The 12,819-nt window shown below is 68.9% G+C and carries 12 protein-coding genes; 7 read left to right on the top strand and 5 right to left on the bottom strand.

Annotated features, from left to right (window positions below):
• Positions 1 to 185 precede the first annotated feature (185 nt).
• Positions 186 to 875, bottom strand: a complete 690-nt coding sequence (locus ACX9TP_RS20240) for a hypothetical protein (RefSeq protein ID WP_482981353.1) — start codon at positions 873 to 875, stop codon at positions 186 to 188.
• Positions 876 to 1,216: 341 nt separating this feature from the next.
• Between ACX9TP_RS20240 and ACX9TP_RS20245 the strand changes: the two genes are divergently transcribed.
• The 4 genes from ACX9TP_RS20245 to ACX9TP_RS20260 all read left to right on the top strand — a co-directional run bounded on the left by ACX9TP_RS20245 (position 1,217) and on the right by ACX9TP_RS20260 (position 6,091).
• On the top strand, positions 1,217 to 2,461 hold the full coding sequence (locus tag ACX9TP_RS20245) for a hypothetical protein (RefSeq protein WP_482981354.1): 1,245 nt from the start codon (positions 1,217 to 1,219) through the stop codon (positions 2,459 to 2,461).
• A 108-nt stretch (positions 2,462 to 2,569) separates the two neighbouring features.
• Complete coding sequence (locus ACX9TP_RS20250; RefSeq protein WP_482981355.1) at positions 2,570 to 2,863, top strand: hypothetical protein; 294 nt, start codon at positions 2,570 to 2,572, stop codon at positions 2,861 to 2,863.
• A gap of 6 nt (positions 2,864 to 2,869) precedes the next feature.
• Positions 2,870 to 4,807 (top strand): carboxypeptidase regulatory-like domain-containing protein, encoded by a 1,938-nt coding sequence (locus ACX9TP_RS20255; RefSeq protein WP_482981356.1) that lies wholly within the window; start codon positions 2,870 to 2,872, stop codon positions 4,805 to 4,807.
• 132 nt (positions 4,808 to 4,939) lie between these two features.
• A complete protein-coding gene (locus ACX9TP_RS20260) occupies positions 4,940 to 6,091 on the top strand; it encodes a fatty acid desaturase family protein (RefSeq protein WP_482981357.1) in 1,152 nt (383 codons plus the stop codon).
• Positions 6,092 to 6,142: 51 nt separating this feature from the next.
• On the opposite strand, the gene ACX9TP_RS20265 is transcribed toward ACX9TP_RS20260, so the two are convergent.
• Both ACX9TP_RS20265 and ACX9TP_RS20270 read right to left on the bottom strand, forming a co-directional pair.
• Entirely contained in the window at positions 6,143 to 6,637 is a 495-nt protein-coding gene (locus ACX9TP_RS20265) for a hypothetical protein (protein ID WP_482981358.1), read from the bottom strand.
• A 54-nt stretch (positions 6,638 to 6,691) separates the two neighbouring features.
• Positions 6,692 to 8,116 (bottom strand): TonB C-terminal domain-containing protein, encoded by a 1,425-nt coding sequence (locus tag ACX9TP_RS20270; protein WP_482981359.1) that lies wholly within the window; start codon positions 8,114 to 8,116, stop codon positions 6,692 to 6,694.
• A gap of 424 nt (positions 8,117 to 8,540) precedes the next feature.
• Here ACX9TP_RS20270 and ACX9TP_RS20275 point away from each other — a divergent pair, with 424 nt between their 5' ends.
• Both ACX9TP_RS20275 and def read left to right on the top strand, forming a co-directional pair.
• Positions 8,541 to 9,278 (top strand): ferritin-like domain-containing protein, encoded by a 738-nt coding sequence (locus ACX9TP_RS20275; RefSeq protein WP_482981360.1) that lies wholly within the window; start codon positions 8,541 to 8,543, stop codon positions 9,276 to 9,278.
• Positions 9,279 to 9,311: 33 nt separating this feature from the next.
• Positions 9,312 to 9,914, top strand: coding sequence for a peptide deformylase (gene def, locus ACX9TP_RS20280; RefSeq protein WP_267854125.1), 603 nt, complete (start codon positions 9,312 to 9,314; stop codon positions 9,912 to 9,914).
• 6 nt (positions 9,915 to 9,920) lie between these two features.
• Here def and ACX9TP_RS20285 read toward each other — a convergent pair whose 3' ends face one another.
• Both ACX9TP_RS20285 and ACX9TP_RS20290 read right to left on the bottom strand, forming a co-directional pair.
• Positions 9,921 to 10,835 (bottom strand): type VI immunity family protein, encoded by a 915-nt coding sequence (locus ACX9TP_RS20285; RefSeq protein ID WP_482981361.1) that lies wholly within the window; start codon positions 10,833 to 10,835, stop codon positions 9,921 to 9,923.
• Entirely contained in the window at positions 10,832 to 11,608 is a 777-nt protein-coding gene (locus tag ACX9TP_RS20290; RefSeq protein ID WP_482981362.1) for a hypothetical protein, read from the bottom strand. Before ACX9TP_RS20290 ends, ACX9TP_RS20285 begins: the two co-directional genes overlap by 4 nt.
• An 83-nt stretch (positions 11,609 to 11,691) precedes the next feature.
• Here ACX9TP_RS20290 and ACX9TP_RS20295 point away from each other — a divergent pair, with 83 nt between their 5' ends.
• On the top strand, positions 11,692 to 12,759 hold the full coding sequence (locus ACX9TP_RS20295; RefSeq protein WP_482981363.1) for an NADH:flavin oxidoreductase/NADH oxidase: 1,068 nt from the start codon (positions 11,692 to 11,694) through the stop codon (positions 12,757 to 12,759).
• The last annotated feature ends 60 nt before the right edge of the window (positions 12,760 to 12,819 follow it).

Here is a 12,819-nt window from a genome sequence, read left to right on the forward strand (position 1 = left end):
GTATGACGGGCCTCAGAACTGGCCGGCGGCCGCCGGGGCCCGTGCGCAGGCCTGGCAAGGCGAGGCCGAACGCCAGGGCCACTTCGCGAGTAGGCACACCACGCAAGTCGGCCACCGGGTCCGGGGAACTGCCAAAGCCAGGCGTGAAAACCACCTGCCCGGTCTCTCCGCACCGGATACCGACTTCAGCTCGCCTTTGCGGAGAGCGCACTCCTGAGACTGCGCGAGAGTGCCTCGATTGCCCTGTGCTCGACCCGCTTCGCGAAGAGGAAGAGCACGTCATAGGGCGGCGGCAGGCCGTGGGAGATGGCCTGTTCGTCGGGTAGCGGCCAGGACGGGCTCTGCGCGGGACCGAGGTCCTGGCCAGCTGGCAGTTGCCAGCGCGATTCCAGGGTGTCGGTTCTCTTCCGGATCTCCGTCCTCAGTGGCTCAACCCATTCTTCTTTCTCTCCGGCGTAACTTCGCTCGACCATGTGAATCTGATCCACGACGTATCGAGCCGCCCAGATGACCTGTTCATAGTCGTTGAAGAACCCATCGGAGCCCAGATAGGCCCGGCTCTTGACCTGCACGCTCAGGCGCTTCTCGAAGAGAGTCTGCTGTCTTTGGCCAAGCAATTCGGCCAACCCGGGAGCGCTGGGATGGCCTCCACGCAGGTGCGCGAAGATGCGCGCAAAGAGCGCATTGATGTCGTCAGCCACCTCGGTGACGAACTCAACGGCCTTCTCCCGGGTCTTCTCACGCTGCTCGCGACGCCTGGCATGTCTGTCGAAGACGTAGCTCGCGAGAAGGCCCAGGATGAAGGGCTCGCTGAGAAAGGCGATGAGCTTCTCGAGAAACCTCCAGCTCAGGCTGAGAAACTCCAACAGGCTCATTACGCGCGCTCTCCGTCCAGATCTCCTCGATGCCAGAGCGCGTGGCGCGCCTGCGGCTCTACCCTTCGCTCCATGCCGGACGATGGGCATGTACCTCCCTGGAGGTCACTGCGCCCCGAGGCATGCCCTCATTGGATTCCCTACAGCCGCCTTGGCGAGGCCCATGAGAACGAGTCCTTCCTCATGACCACTGTTCCATTCCAAACCCGGAGACACGGGCCTGGTGGAGAGGGGGCGCAAGACAGGCGACACATGCCCCTGTCGGCAACAGCGTTTCTGGGTGTGAAGCCCGTAACCTCGCCGCTAGGGCTATTTGATGCACGGGAGCCGGGTGGAACCCAATGTCCGAGCCCAACAGCGCGGCGGCGCAAGGTGCTGGCCCCAAAAAGGACCTGCTTGAATCGCTCGAAAAGGGGCTGAGGGTGGGGGCCGCGGGGTTGGGAGTGGTTGCGGCCATGGGGTTCCCGCCGGTCTACCTCCAATTCTCTCGGTTCGGCGTCCCGACAGGGCTCATTTCCTACGACCACGTCCTGAGAGCAGGAGTCTTGCCGGCAGCATTCCTGGTCCTGATTTGCGCGTATATCTATTGGGTGTTGAGAGAGTTCAAATCTCCCAGGCCGAAGAGACTGTCAGTGGCCGTACTGGTGGTTCTGACAGCGCCAATCTGGCTGGCAGCCTCCATCGCGCCGATTCTATTGATACTTTCCACCTATCTGCTGATTGGCTGGACGTTTCTGTTGCCAGTGAATCTCTTGTTCTCCGCCATCTTTGGTCATCCAATACCTGAGAAGCATCTGCTTTATGCCGCGATTGCCATCGCAGTGGGCATCATCGTCCGTCAGGTCATATGGCTCGTTCGATTACAAGCCTATGAGGGGGGAGGAAAGCCACCTGCCAATAATGATGTAGCCGCGAGCGACCACAGGAAGGATGCGACTGGGTCGGCCCCTTCTCGTGGCGTGAGTTATTGGGATTTCCTCGACCTGGTCCTGAAGCGCCCACGAGAGGTCCCCCGGAGGATGCTGATCGTCTACGTCATCATTCTCCTCGGACTCATCGCATGGTTTGTCTTCGACTTGAAGGCCATCCTGAGCATCTGGTCCCCCACGCTTGCAGCCCGCTTCACCATCGTGCGCGCCCTCATTGCCGTGGTGGGGGTTTGTCTGTTTTACGTCGCGCTCCTGCTTCTCTTCTTTGCCAGGAAGTGGATGGTGGCGGAGGAGCGTTCGACCCGAGCGCTCGGATTCCTGGTCATCACCAGCCTGCTCGTCGTGGTGTACCTCGTTTCGGCAAGCTACTACTCCTACAAGGTCTATCCTGTCGTTCCCCAGGGATTGGGGGGAGGACGGCCTGAAGAGGTCGTGGTGTGGATTTCGCAAGACGCGTTTCCACTGGACCTGGGCGGAAGTGGAACGGGGAGGTGCGTGGCGACAACGAACGGGTTGACCAGGTGTGAGGGCGTGTACCTCGTTTATCTGGATGATGATGACCTGGTGCTGGTGGACCGCCCCACAGGGCTCGCTTCGGGATGGCTGGTTCGGCGGGATGCGGTGCATGCCCTCTCCTGGCCGCAAGGTGGTCAATAGCCGTGTGGAGCCCGTGAGTAGATACCGCCCGCCGGTGGCCGCGTGCGATGGGTGAGGGGCGGGGACGCATTTCGCGGAGCGCATGCGTGGCATGAGGGGGCGCGAGACGTGGACGGCGCCCTCCCGAGGCTGACGCTTCGTCTCCTCTTTATTCGCCACGGGCACGAGCGCTCGCAGTTTTTCGACGTCACTCGTCGCATTGAAGTACACACGGCTTCGTCCAAGGCTATCCGGGACCGCTTCGACCTCGAATCCCGGGGCCAGCATCGACGTCTGCTCCACGAGAAGCCGGGTAACAAACGACTTCTTCTTTTCGTGGGTGAAGACGCGCAGGAACCACGAAGTGACCTTGCCCAGGTTGATGCCGAGATTGTTGGCCGAGTCCTTGATGGCGGAGGATGAGGCACCATGGCTGACACGAAGCGCCGATATGGGGGCTGGGTCGCGCTGGGCCTGCTCCTGCTGGGCGGAGTCCTCTGGTGGGCCAGTGCCCGGAAGTCCGAAGCTCCTCCGGCCACGGCGACCGAGACGTCCGGAGCCACTCCCGCTCGCGCGCGTCCTGAGACCGCGAGCCCGGCACCGACAGAGCCTCAGCAGGCCCAGGCCCTTCCTCCGTCGCCGGCCCCGCTGCTCCGGCTCCCCTCGGCCCGGCGCACGGAGGCTCCCGCCAATGCGCCCGGGGCCTTCTCTGGTCGCGTGGTGTCCGCCACCAACGGCCAGGGTATCCCGAGCGCCGAGCTGACCTTCGCCGGCCCCTCGGGCGCCGCGAGCACCCGCACGGACGAGGCGGGCTCCTTCCGCTTCGTGCCGGACCAGGAGGGCCTCTGGCAGCTCGCCAGCATTCGCGCGGACGGCTTCCTTCCTTTCGGTCCCGACTGGGGGCAGAGCCCCGTCCGCCTCACGGCGCGTCCCGGCAGCGGCGTGGAGGGCCTGCTGCTGGCCCTCACCCCCGAGGAGTCCTGGACCATCCGGGTCGAGGACCCCACCGGCAAGCCCCTCGCGGGCGCCCAGGTGCGGCTCCTCACCGGCCGCTCCGGGGAGACGGTGCTGTTCCCCACCCACGACGAGTTCACCACCGGCGCGGAAGGCGAGGTCCGCCTCCAGGCCCCCGAGGGCTCCACGGTCGAGGCCCGCCACCCGGGCCACGCGCCCGGGAGGGCGGAGCTGAACGCACGCCTCGCGGGCCGGCGCGCCGTGCTTCGGCTCGAGGTTGAGACCTCGACCGCCAGCGAAGTGCTCGCGGGCCGCGTCGTGGATGAGTCGGGGACAGCCATCGCCGGTGCCGGTGTCCGAGTCGCGAAACCCCGCGGCACGAGCCTGCCCGGCGCCGGAGACGGCAGCGGCCCCATGGCCGAGGCCCTGACGGAAGCGGACGGACGCTTCCTCCTGGAGCGGCTCGCCCCGGGCCGCTACGACGTGTTCGCCGAAGTCCTCGGACGCGTGAGCGCGACCGTCCCGAACGTCGAGGCCGGCCGCCGCGACCTCACGCTCACCCTGACCCGGGGCGCCCGCCTCACCGGCCGCGTGCGCGACGAGCGCGGCGCTCCCGTCGCATCCTTCCAGCTCGAGCTGCAGCTCCATCGAGGCCCCCTGGAGCGCGAGCTCGGCTCGACGCTCACCGTGGTGGACCCGGAGGGCCGCTTCGCCGTGGAAGGACTCGCCCCCGGCACCTATACCCTCCGGGTCGGAGCCTACGGACTCGCCCCCGCGGCCCCCACGGTGACTGTGCCGCCGAATTCCGCGGACGTCGGCCCCGTGGACATCACCCTGCAACCCGGCGCCCGGCTGGAGGGGCAGGTCGTGAAGCGCGGAGGCGGAGGTCCCATCGCCGGGGCTCGCGTGCAGGTGGAGGGCGGCGTCTACGGCGCGTCACTGTCCACGGTGTTCGACGCCATGACCGACACCTCCGGCCGCTTCACGGTGGACGGGGTGGCCCCGGGGACACTGAGCCTCTCCGTGAGCGCGGCGGGTCATGACACGCGCCTCGTGGATCGCATCGCCGTCGGACCGGGCGCACCGCCCCTGCCGCCCATCGAGCTCAACCCCGTGGCGGACGGCGGCACCGAGCGCATGGAGATGGTGGGCATCGGCGCGGTGCTGGCCGCGCGCGACGACGCGCTGGTGATGGGGCAGATCATCCCCGGTGGCGGCGCGGCCGAGGCGGGACTGCAACCCGGAGATGCCATCGTGAGCATCGACGGGACGAAGGTGGTGGAGCTGGGCTTCCCCTCGGCGGTGCAGGCCATTCGTGGCCCCGAGGGCAGCCGCGTCCGGCTGGGCATCCGGCGTGCGGGACGCTCGGACGTGGAGGACGTCTGGGTCGTCCGGAGGAAGATTCAGGTCTAGACCGACTCGGAGACTTCGACGGTGGGTGGCTGGACGCTCGGTACCCTGGCGACTATGTCCGGCACGCGGCCCTTCCCGGGTTCCCCGGTGAAGGTTACCGTTCGCGCCCCCTTGCCCCTCCGAGGAGTGTCAGTGAGCTCGTCCCGCACCGCCCCCGACTTCGACCTGGCCTCCGTGGATGTGGAGGGCTTCCACCGCGAGCTGAAGGCGCTTCGCGAGCAGGTGGATGCGTCGCTCGGCGAGGCGGACGCCGCGCACCTGCGGAAGATTGAACGGTGGGGCCGGGCAGCCACGCTGCTGGGCGTGGCGACGTGCTGGCTCGCTCCCAACCCGTTCAGCGCCGCGGCGCTCAGCCTGGGCCGCTCCACGCGGTGGCTGCTGATGCACCACGTGGGGCACCGTGGGTACGACCGCGTCCCGGGCCTGCCCGCGTCGCGCACCGGAAAGGGCTTTGCGAAGGGCGGGCGCCGCTACCTCGACTGGCTCGACTGGATGCTGCCGGAGGCGTGGAAGTTCGAGCACAACGTCCTCCACCACTCGCACACCGGTGAGGACGCGGACCCGGACCTCCTGGAGCGCAACGCGGAAGGGACGCTGCGCAACCGGAGCCGCCCGCTCGCGCTCCGCTACGTCCAGCTCGCGCTGCTCGCGCTCACCTGGCGCGCCAGCTACTACGCGCCCGAGACGCTGAGCTCGCTGCGCCGCAAGGGCCGGCGCAAGGGCGGTGCGCTCACGAAGGCCGAGCTGAAGGAATTGGTCCTTCAGTGCTACCTGCCGTACGCCGCCTTCAACTTCGTCCTCTTCCCCGCGCTGTTCCTCATCATCGGCCCGTGGGCGGCCTTCAGCGCGCTGTGCAACTCGGTGATGGCGGACGTGCTCACCAGCCTGCACACGTTCCTGGTGGTGGGCCCCAACCACACTGGCGAGGACCTGTACCGCTTCGACGAGGCCCCCGAGAATCGCGGCGCGCGCTTCGTGCAGCAGGTGATTGGCAGCGCGAACTACCGGACCGGCGGCGACCTGAACGACTTCGCCCACCTGTGGTTGAACTACCAGATCGAGCACCACATCTGGCCGGACCTGCCCATGCTCAAGTACCGCGAGGTGCAGCCGCAGGTGCGCGCCCTCTGCGAGAAGTACGGCGTGCCCTATGTCCAGGAGAGCGTCTGGACGCGCGCCCGGAAGATGGTGGACGTCGTCGTGGGCAAGAGCTCCATGCGCCGCCTCACCCCGCGCAAGGCCGAGGCGGAGGGCCTCCCGAGCGCCGCGGCTCCGGCGGCCTGAGCCCCGCCGCTCCCGTTCTCCAACCGGGGCCGCGCGCCCGCGCGCAGCTGCTCAAGCGCGCCGGTTGCGCGCGGAGGCCTTGGGCCGGTCCAGCGCCGACTCCGTGGCTGCGGACGGGCCCTCGTGGCGGACCGCCTGCACGTCCACGACGCGGGAGCCATCCGGCGGCACCGGCGGCCCGAGCGTCACCACCAGCACCCGGTAGGCTTCCTCCAGTCGCTTGTGCAGCTTGGTGAAGATCAGCTGCGCGGTGCCGGGCATGTCCTCGGTGTACGTGAAGTACCAGCGCAGCTCGTCCAGGCGCTCGTAGAAGTGGTCCACCACCGCCTGCTCCTGCTCGGAGAGGTGGATGAGATTCTCGAAGGCGCCGCTGGCGTAGCGCGAGGCGATGGTGCCCAGCAGCGGCTCGCGGCTGCGAAGGCGCGAGAAGAGGGCGAACATCTCGTCACGCCGCGCATCCAGCCGGCGCATGATGCCGGCCGCGTCCATCGCGAGCAGGTTGCGGACGCGAGCGGCCATCTCCTCGGCCTTCTTGCGACGAGCCATGGTCCGTGAGCCTACCTCCGCCACGCCCCCTGGACCAACCACGGGGCTCCCGCGTCAGTAGACGCGCAGCAGGTGGGCCTGGCACACGAAGCGCGGGTTGCGGAAGTCGATGACCTCGATTTCTCCCGTGGTCTCCTCGAAGCGGCCGGCGAGCACCCCGGCGGCGAGCGCCGCGGCCATGTAGAGGCTGTCCTGCGTCTTGAGGTCCTTGAGCTTGCGGAGGTAGACGACGCGGCCCTCCACGGACCAGAGCGTGTGGATGCCGTCCGGGCGCACGCCTCGGGCGCCAGCGGATGGAGGGGCGAGCTTCACCAGCGCGGGTGGCACGCCGTTCAGCACATAGGCGTCGTAGGCCTTGTTGCCGCTCGTCGACACGAGCCTCGCATCGCGCAGCGAACCGTCGGGTCCCTGGTGCAGCTCGAGGGTGACGACGAGCTTCCTGCCTCCGCCGCCCGCGAGCTTCTGCACCTCCTCGCCGGCCTGGACGCGCCCGCGCAGATACTCCATCCAGTCGTCTCCGCGCTCCTGCAGGGCCTTGAGGTGCTCGGCGACCGTGGGGGCCATGGGGGCGGGGCCCGCGCCGGGATTGCCCGTCGCGCCGAACCTTCCTGCCTGGGCGGTCCACGACGTCGTGGCCTGGTCCAGCAGGCTGATGCCGTCGAAGACGGGCGCATCCTCCAGCGACTTCTCGAGGGCGCCTCGGAGCCGGCTGAAGTACGAGTCGATCAGCCCGTTGTCCACGCGGAGCTCCGCCTGGTTGTCTTTGATGAAGCCCTTCACGCGCCCGTGGACGCGGCCGCGCTCCTGGGCGGCGAGCAGCCCGGGGTCCAGGCTCGGGTCTCCGGGGCGCAGCGTGCGGCCACTCTGGAGCTTCGGACCGGAAGGGGGCGGGCCTCCGGGAACCAGTGACGGTGGCAATGGATACATGGACCCGTCCGCCACTCGGGGGCGGCTCGGTGTGTCGGACGGAGCTCCGGCGATGGAGGAAGGATTGGAGGCCGCGCCCGGAGAGGGTGATGACGGAGGCTGCTCCGGTGCTTCGCTTTCGGAAGGGATGGAGGTCCCTGGCGCGGCTTCGGCGGGAGAGGAGGACGGTGGCTCGGAGGCGGGAGCGACGGGCTCCTTCGCTGCCGTGGCGGGCGGAACCGACACGTCGTCGGACGTGGAAGGAGGAGGGGACTCCCGGGCCTCCTCCGGTGGCGTGTCTCGAAGGGGCTGCTCGCTCCGAGGCGGAGGCTTGGTAGCAGGAGGCTCGCGTCGTGGGGGAGGCTTCGTGGCCGGCGCTTCGCGTGAGGGCGTGGGCGAGTCGGGCGGCGCGGCCTTCGGGCGGGTGACAATCTCCACGACGAGCGGTTCCTGGGCAGGTGGCCGCGCGGCCGGAGCCGGTGGAGGCGTCACGTCCCAGAGAAGGGCGAGGAGCGCCAGGTGGATGGCGAGCGAGGCCAGGGCGGCCCACCCGAAGCGTTGAAAGCGCCGCATCGCTACTCCCACGCTCCCTGGAACATCGCCCCGGCCCCGGATGTGCTGGGGCTTCGCGCCGGCCCTGCGCTTCTCGCGAAGATACCCGTGGGGCGTCTTCCATGAGGGCTACGGCTGCTGCGCCGCGACATTGCGTGGAGTCCCCGCCATTTCACCGGGACGTGTGCGTGCATTGTCGGACGCTTCGCCACGCTCTGGAGCGTGCCACCGACGCGAGGGGAAGACCTCGGCCGCCGGCCCGAGGGGGCACCTCGGCCTCGCGAGGGAGGGACCTCCGCCTCGCGACCTACGACCCGGGACGGATGGAAGTTCCGGCCGCTGCAAACGGGGGCGATGGCATCTGGAGTATCCTGCCCGGAGCTTCTCACCGTGCATGGGCGAATCCCGCCCGGGATGAATCGGTGCCGCGATGGATTTCCGGAAGGTGAGCGACACGAAACCGGACCTGCTGCCGGACCTGGTGCGGCGGCTCGTCGCCGAGGCGTGGACGTTCCGCAGGCAGGTGGAGCTGGACGCGGAGCTGCGCTTCGCCCGGCTGACGGAGCGGCTCGCGCGGCTGGGTGCGCCCGAGCCGCTCGTCTCCCTTGCCCGGCGCGCGGCGGAGGACGAGCGACGCCACGCGGGCATGTGTGAGCGGCTCGCGCGGGAGTACGGGCAGACGGAGATGCCTCCGGCCCCGCAGGCGGTGGAGGAGGTGGCGCCGCCCGCGCTGCCGATGCGCGAGCAGGTGCTCTACGAGGTGGTGGCCGCCTGCTGCATCACCGAGACGGAGAGCACCGCGGTGCTGACGACGCTGCTCGTGCCGGACGGGCCGCCCCGGGTGCGCTCGGTGCTGCGCGACATCCTCCGGGACGAGGTGGCGCACAGCCGGCTGGGCTGGGCGTGGCTGGCGCATGAGCACGAGCGGGGGCCGGTGGGCTTCCTGGCGGGCCATGTGCCGGCGATGCTGGAGGGCACTGCGTCGCCGCGCCTCTTCGCACCGGGGAGCCCGGAGGAGGAGAGCCTCGCGTTGCTGAAGCACGGGGTGCTGCCGCATGCGCGCAAGCGGGAGACCTTCGTGAAGGCGCTGCACGACGTGGTCTTCCCGGGCCTGGAACGCTTCGGAGTGGACACCGCGCCGGCGCGGGCGTGGGTGGAGCGACGGAGCGCCGCGGGAGCGTAGCGGGCATGGCCGGTGGCCCTGTAGCGTGGGCGCATGGTGCTCAAGATTGTCCAGGCAGGGGAGCCGGTGCTGCGGCAGAAGGCGCGGGATTTGACTCCGGAGGAGATTGCCAGCCCCGAGGTGCAGCGCCTCATCGGGCTGATGCGGGACACGATGCGGGACGCGCCCGGCGTGGGGCTCGCGGCGCCGCAGGTGGGCGTGGGCCTGCGACTGGTGGTGGTGGAGGACCGGGCCGAGTACCAGGCCGGCGTGTCCCCCGCGGACCTTGCATCGCGCGAGCGGGCGCCGGTGGCCTTCCACGTGCTCATCAATCCGAAGCTCGTGGTGGAGGACCCGACGCCCGCGGAGTTCCACGAAGGCTGCCTGAGCGTGAGCGGCTTCGCGGCCCTGGTGGCGAGGGCGCGCGGCGTGCGCGTGGAGGCGCTGAACGAGCATGGCCAGCCGGTGACGGTGAGCGCGAAGGGCTGGTATGCGCGCATCCTCCAGCACGAGCTGGACCACCTGGACGGCACGCTCTACATCGACCGGATGGAGACGCGGAGCTTCACCACCGCGGACAACCACCGCCGCCATCAGGCGGGGCGCAGCACCGCGGAGCTCCGCGCGGCGCTCGGGTTGCCTGAGCGGAAGGGGTAGGGCGCTTCAGTCGAGGAAGCGGCGCTCCCAGCGGAGCAGGTCCTCGGGGGTGAAGCCCAGGCCCATGCTGTAGGGGTGCTCCTCGCGAAAGAGCCAGGGCTCCAGCACGCGAGCCAGCTCGCGGTAGGCGGGGAGCATCTGGCCCTGCTCGGTGTCACCGGCCTCCGGCCAGTCGCCGAGCGTGATGACGGCACTGTCGCTGGTCAAGGATTCGACGGTGGTGCCGGGAGCGTGGAGCTGGCTCCGCAACGCGGCGACGCCCCCGAGCCCGCCCAGCGCGGGTTGCCCCAGGAACGTGAGCCACGCCGGGCCGCGCACCTTGGTGCCGATCTCCCAGGAAACGTGCTCCATCGGGAGGATGTCCATGCCGGGGTAGCGAAAGCAGTTCTTGGCCACCCTCTGCGGTACACCTACGAGATCGAGGGCCCCGGCCACCGCGAGTCCTGCATGGCCGGACGCGAATGGCAGCGCTTCCGCGAGTCGCAACGCAAGGGCCCGTACCCACTCGGGGCCCCGCTCCTCCATGAGTTCGGTGGGGAGCCGGAAGTACGCTGCGCATGTGGCAGTTGGACGCTCCTTGACCAGCGGGGCGTTGGCGGGTTTACCGAAGTACTCGAAGGCGTAGCGATTCTCTAGCGATGCATCACTGAGTTGAGTGATGGCTTCGGGGCCTTCTCGGAGCTTGGTCCTGGTGACCTCCCAGCCGGTTTCATCCAGCTCCTGCCATTCACCTTCAAGGTCGCCATAGTGCCCAAGCGCATCGGGGCCTACCGCGTGCACGAAAAGGTCCAACGCATGTAATACGCTCTGCGCAACTTCGGATTGACGCCGATGCATGAAGAAGCAGATGTGCAGCGCATCGCGGGCCAGTGTGTAGCCGCTCTCCGCGATGATTCGGATCCTCGGGTAGTGCGCGCTCATCGAATGACTCCCAGTCGAGGAACGATGCGCCGGACCTCGGCGCCCAACGCCTCTTTGTAGACCGCTTCCTGCACGGCGCCCGCGTAGGGGTGATCGGGCGGATACTCCCTTGAAGACAGTATCTTGTGGGTGTTCACACAGGGGAACTTGAAGTCATAGACGGCGTCGGCCTCAAGTGGATCGCCAGAGTGGATGACGACATCCGGGATGAGCGTGCCCCTCAGTTCTTCGCCACACCCCGCGCGCAGCAGGGACCGGGCCTCCTCTCGGCTGACCAGCTCCAGTGTTCCCGATTGCCGGTCATAGCGGTAGCGCTGCTCCAGGCTGAACCTGCCAGGGAGGCGCTCGTCGAGTGCTTTCCGGGTACAGTCCAGGGCCACTTCATGCATGAGGCAGCCGAGTTGCATGGCGCGGGTGATGCGTCTGCGCGAGTTCGCGTCGTCCACCAGTTCGTTGCACTCGGCAAGCGTCGGAGGTTTCCCGTTCATGTGGTCGATGAGGATCTTCGAGCGCGCCAGGTCGGCGCATGCAGTGAGCTCCTTTTCGACCACTGCCCGGGTCGTCTCCTCCAGCACCCGGAGCACGGCGATGCCGGTCCTCACTGACGAGGCCACCACTTCCGCGGTGCGCATCCCGGGGAGCACCGCTTCCTCGCCCGCAATGCGAGCACACAGCCCCGGATGCTGCCTGCACCCCGCGGACGCTGAATCGAACCCGTACCTCCCAGCTGCCCCCCTGTCCGGGGTGCCCGCGCACGCCGCGATGAGCAGCATGCAGGGTAAGAGCATCACCTGAAGCCATCGCGAGCATTCCACCGGCACGTGCGCCTCCCTTGTCCACGCCCCGTGGAGGATAGATGAGCAGCCTCCTCTTCAGCCCCCTCGCCCTGCGCGGAGTCCAGCTCCGCAACCGCATCGTCGTCTCACCCATGTGCCAGTACTCCAGCGACGACGGCTTCGCGAACGACTGGCACTTCGTCCATCTAGGCAGCCGGGCGGTCGGTGGCGCGGCGCTCGTCATCGCCGAGGCCACCGCCGTCGAGGACCTCGGCCGCATCTCCCCGCAGGACCTGGGCCTCTGGAAGGATGCCCACGTCGAACCGCTCGCCCGCATCACCCGGTTCCTCGAGCTGCACGGCGCCGTGGCCGGCGTCCAGCTCGCCCACGCCGGGCGCAAGGCCTCCACCCTGCGCCCGTGGGAAGGAGAGGGCGCCGTGCCTGCCGACGCCGGAGCCTGGCGCCCCGTCGGCCCCACCTCCACACCCTTCAGCCCCGACTACCCCCAACCCACGGCCCTCGACGCCAAGGGCATCGCCCGCGTCATCCGCTCCTTCGCCGACGCCACCGTGCGCGCACGCGCCGCCGGCTTCCGCGCCATCGAAGTCCACGCCGCCCACGGCTACCTGCTCCATGAGTTCCTCTCGCCCCTCTCCAACACGCGCACCGATGACTACGGCGGCTCGTTCGAGAACCGCGTTCGCCTCACGCGCGAAGTGGTGCGTGCCGTGCGCGAGAAGTGGCCGGAGGACCTCCCCGTCCTCGTGCGCCTGTCCTGCACCGACTGGGTGGAAGAGGGCTGGTCCCTCGAAGACTCCGTCGCCCTCGCGCGGCTGCTCATGCTCGACGGCGTGGACCTCATCGACTGTTCCTCGGGAGGCATCGTCCCTGGCGTGAAGATTCCCGCGGGCCCCGGCTACCAGACGCCCTTCGCCGAGCACATCCGCCGGGAGGCCGGAGTCCCCACCGGCGCCGTGGGCATCATCCGCTCCGCGATGCAGGCCGAGCACGTGCTGCGCACCGGACAGGCGGACCTGGTCATCCTCGCGCGCGAATTGCTCCGAGACCCGTACTGGCCCCTGCGCTCGGCCCGCAAGCTCCGGGCCGAGGTGAAGTGGCCCGTGCAGTACGAGCGCGCCCGCGATTGATTCCTCGCGGCTCCCGAGTGGACGGGGCCGTGTGTCAAGGCAGCAGCCAGGAAGGCACCC

It is taken from the genome of Pyxidicoccus sp. M15, assembly GCF_056858435.1.

Excerpts from the sequence above, each read along its gene's own strand:
- ACX9TP_RS20245 (WP_482981354.1), top strand. The coding sequence starts at position 1,217 with ATGTCCGAGCCCAACAGCGCGGCGGCGCAAGGTGCTGGCCCCAAAAAG.
- def (WP_267854125.1), top strand. The coding sequence starts at position 9,312 with ATGGTGCTCAAGATTGTCCAGGCAGGGGAGCCGGTGCTGCGGCAGAAG.
- ACX9TP_RS20295 (WP_482981363.1), top strand. The coding sequence starts at position 11,692 with ATGAGCAGCCTCCTCTTCAGCCCCCTCGCCCTGCGCGGAGTCCAGCTC.
- ACX9TP_RS20270 (WP_482981359.1), bottom strand. The coding sequence starts at position 8,116 with ATGCGGCGCTTTCAACGCTTCGGGTGGGCCGCCCTGGCCTCGCTCGCC.
- ACX9TP_RS20265 (WP_482981358.1), bottom strand. The coding sequence starts at position 6,637 with ATGGCTCGTCGCAAGAAGGCCGAGGAGATGGCCGCTCGCGTCCGCAAC.
- ACX9TP_RS20255 (WP_482981356.1), top strand. The coding sequence starts at position 2,870 with ATGGCTGACACGAAGCGCCGATATGGGGGCTGGGTCGCGCTGGGCCTG.
- ACX9TP_RS20240 (WP_482981353.1), bottom strand. The coding sequence starts at position 875 with ATGAGCCTGTTGGAGTTTCTCAGCCTGAGCTGGAGGTTTCTCGAGAAG.
- ACX9TP_RS20290 (WP_482981362.1), bottom strand. The coding sequence starts at position 11,608 with ATGCTGCTCATCGCGGCGTGCGCGGGCACCCCGGACAGGGGGGCAGCT.
- ACX9TP_RS20285 (WP_482981361.1), bottom strand. The coding sequence starts at position 10,835 with ATGAGCGCGCACTACCCGAGGATCCGAATCATCGCGGAGAGCGGCTAC.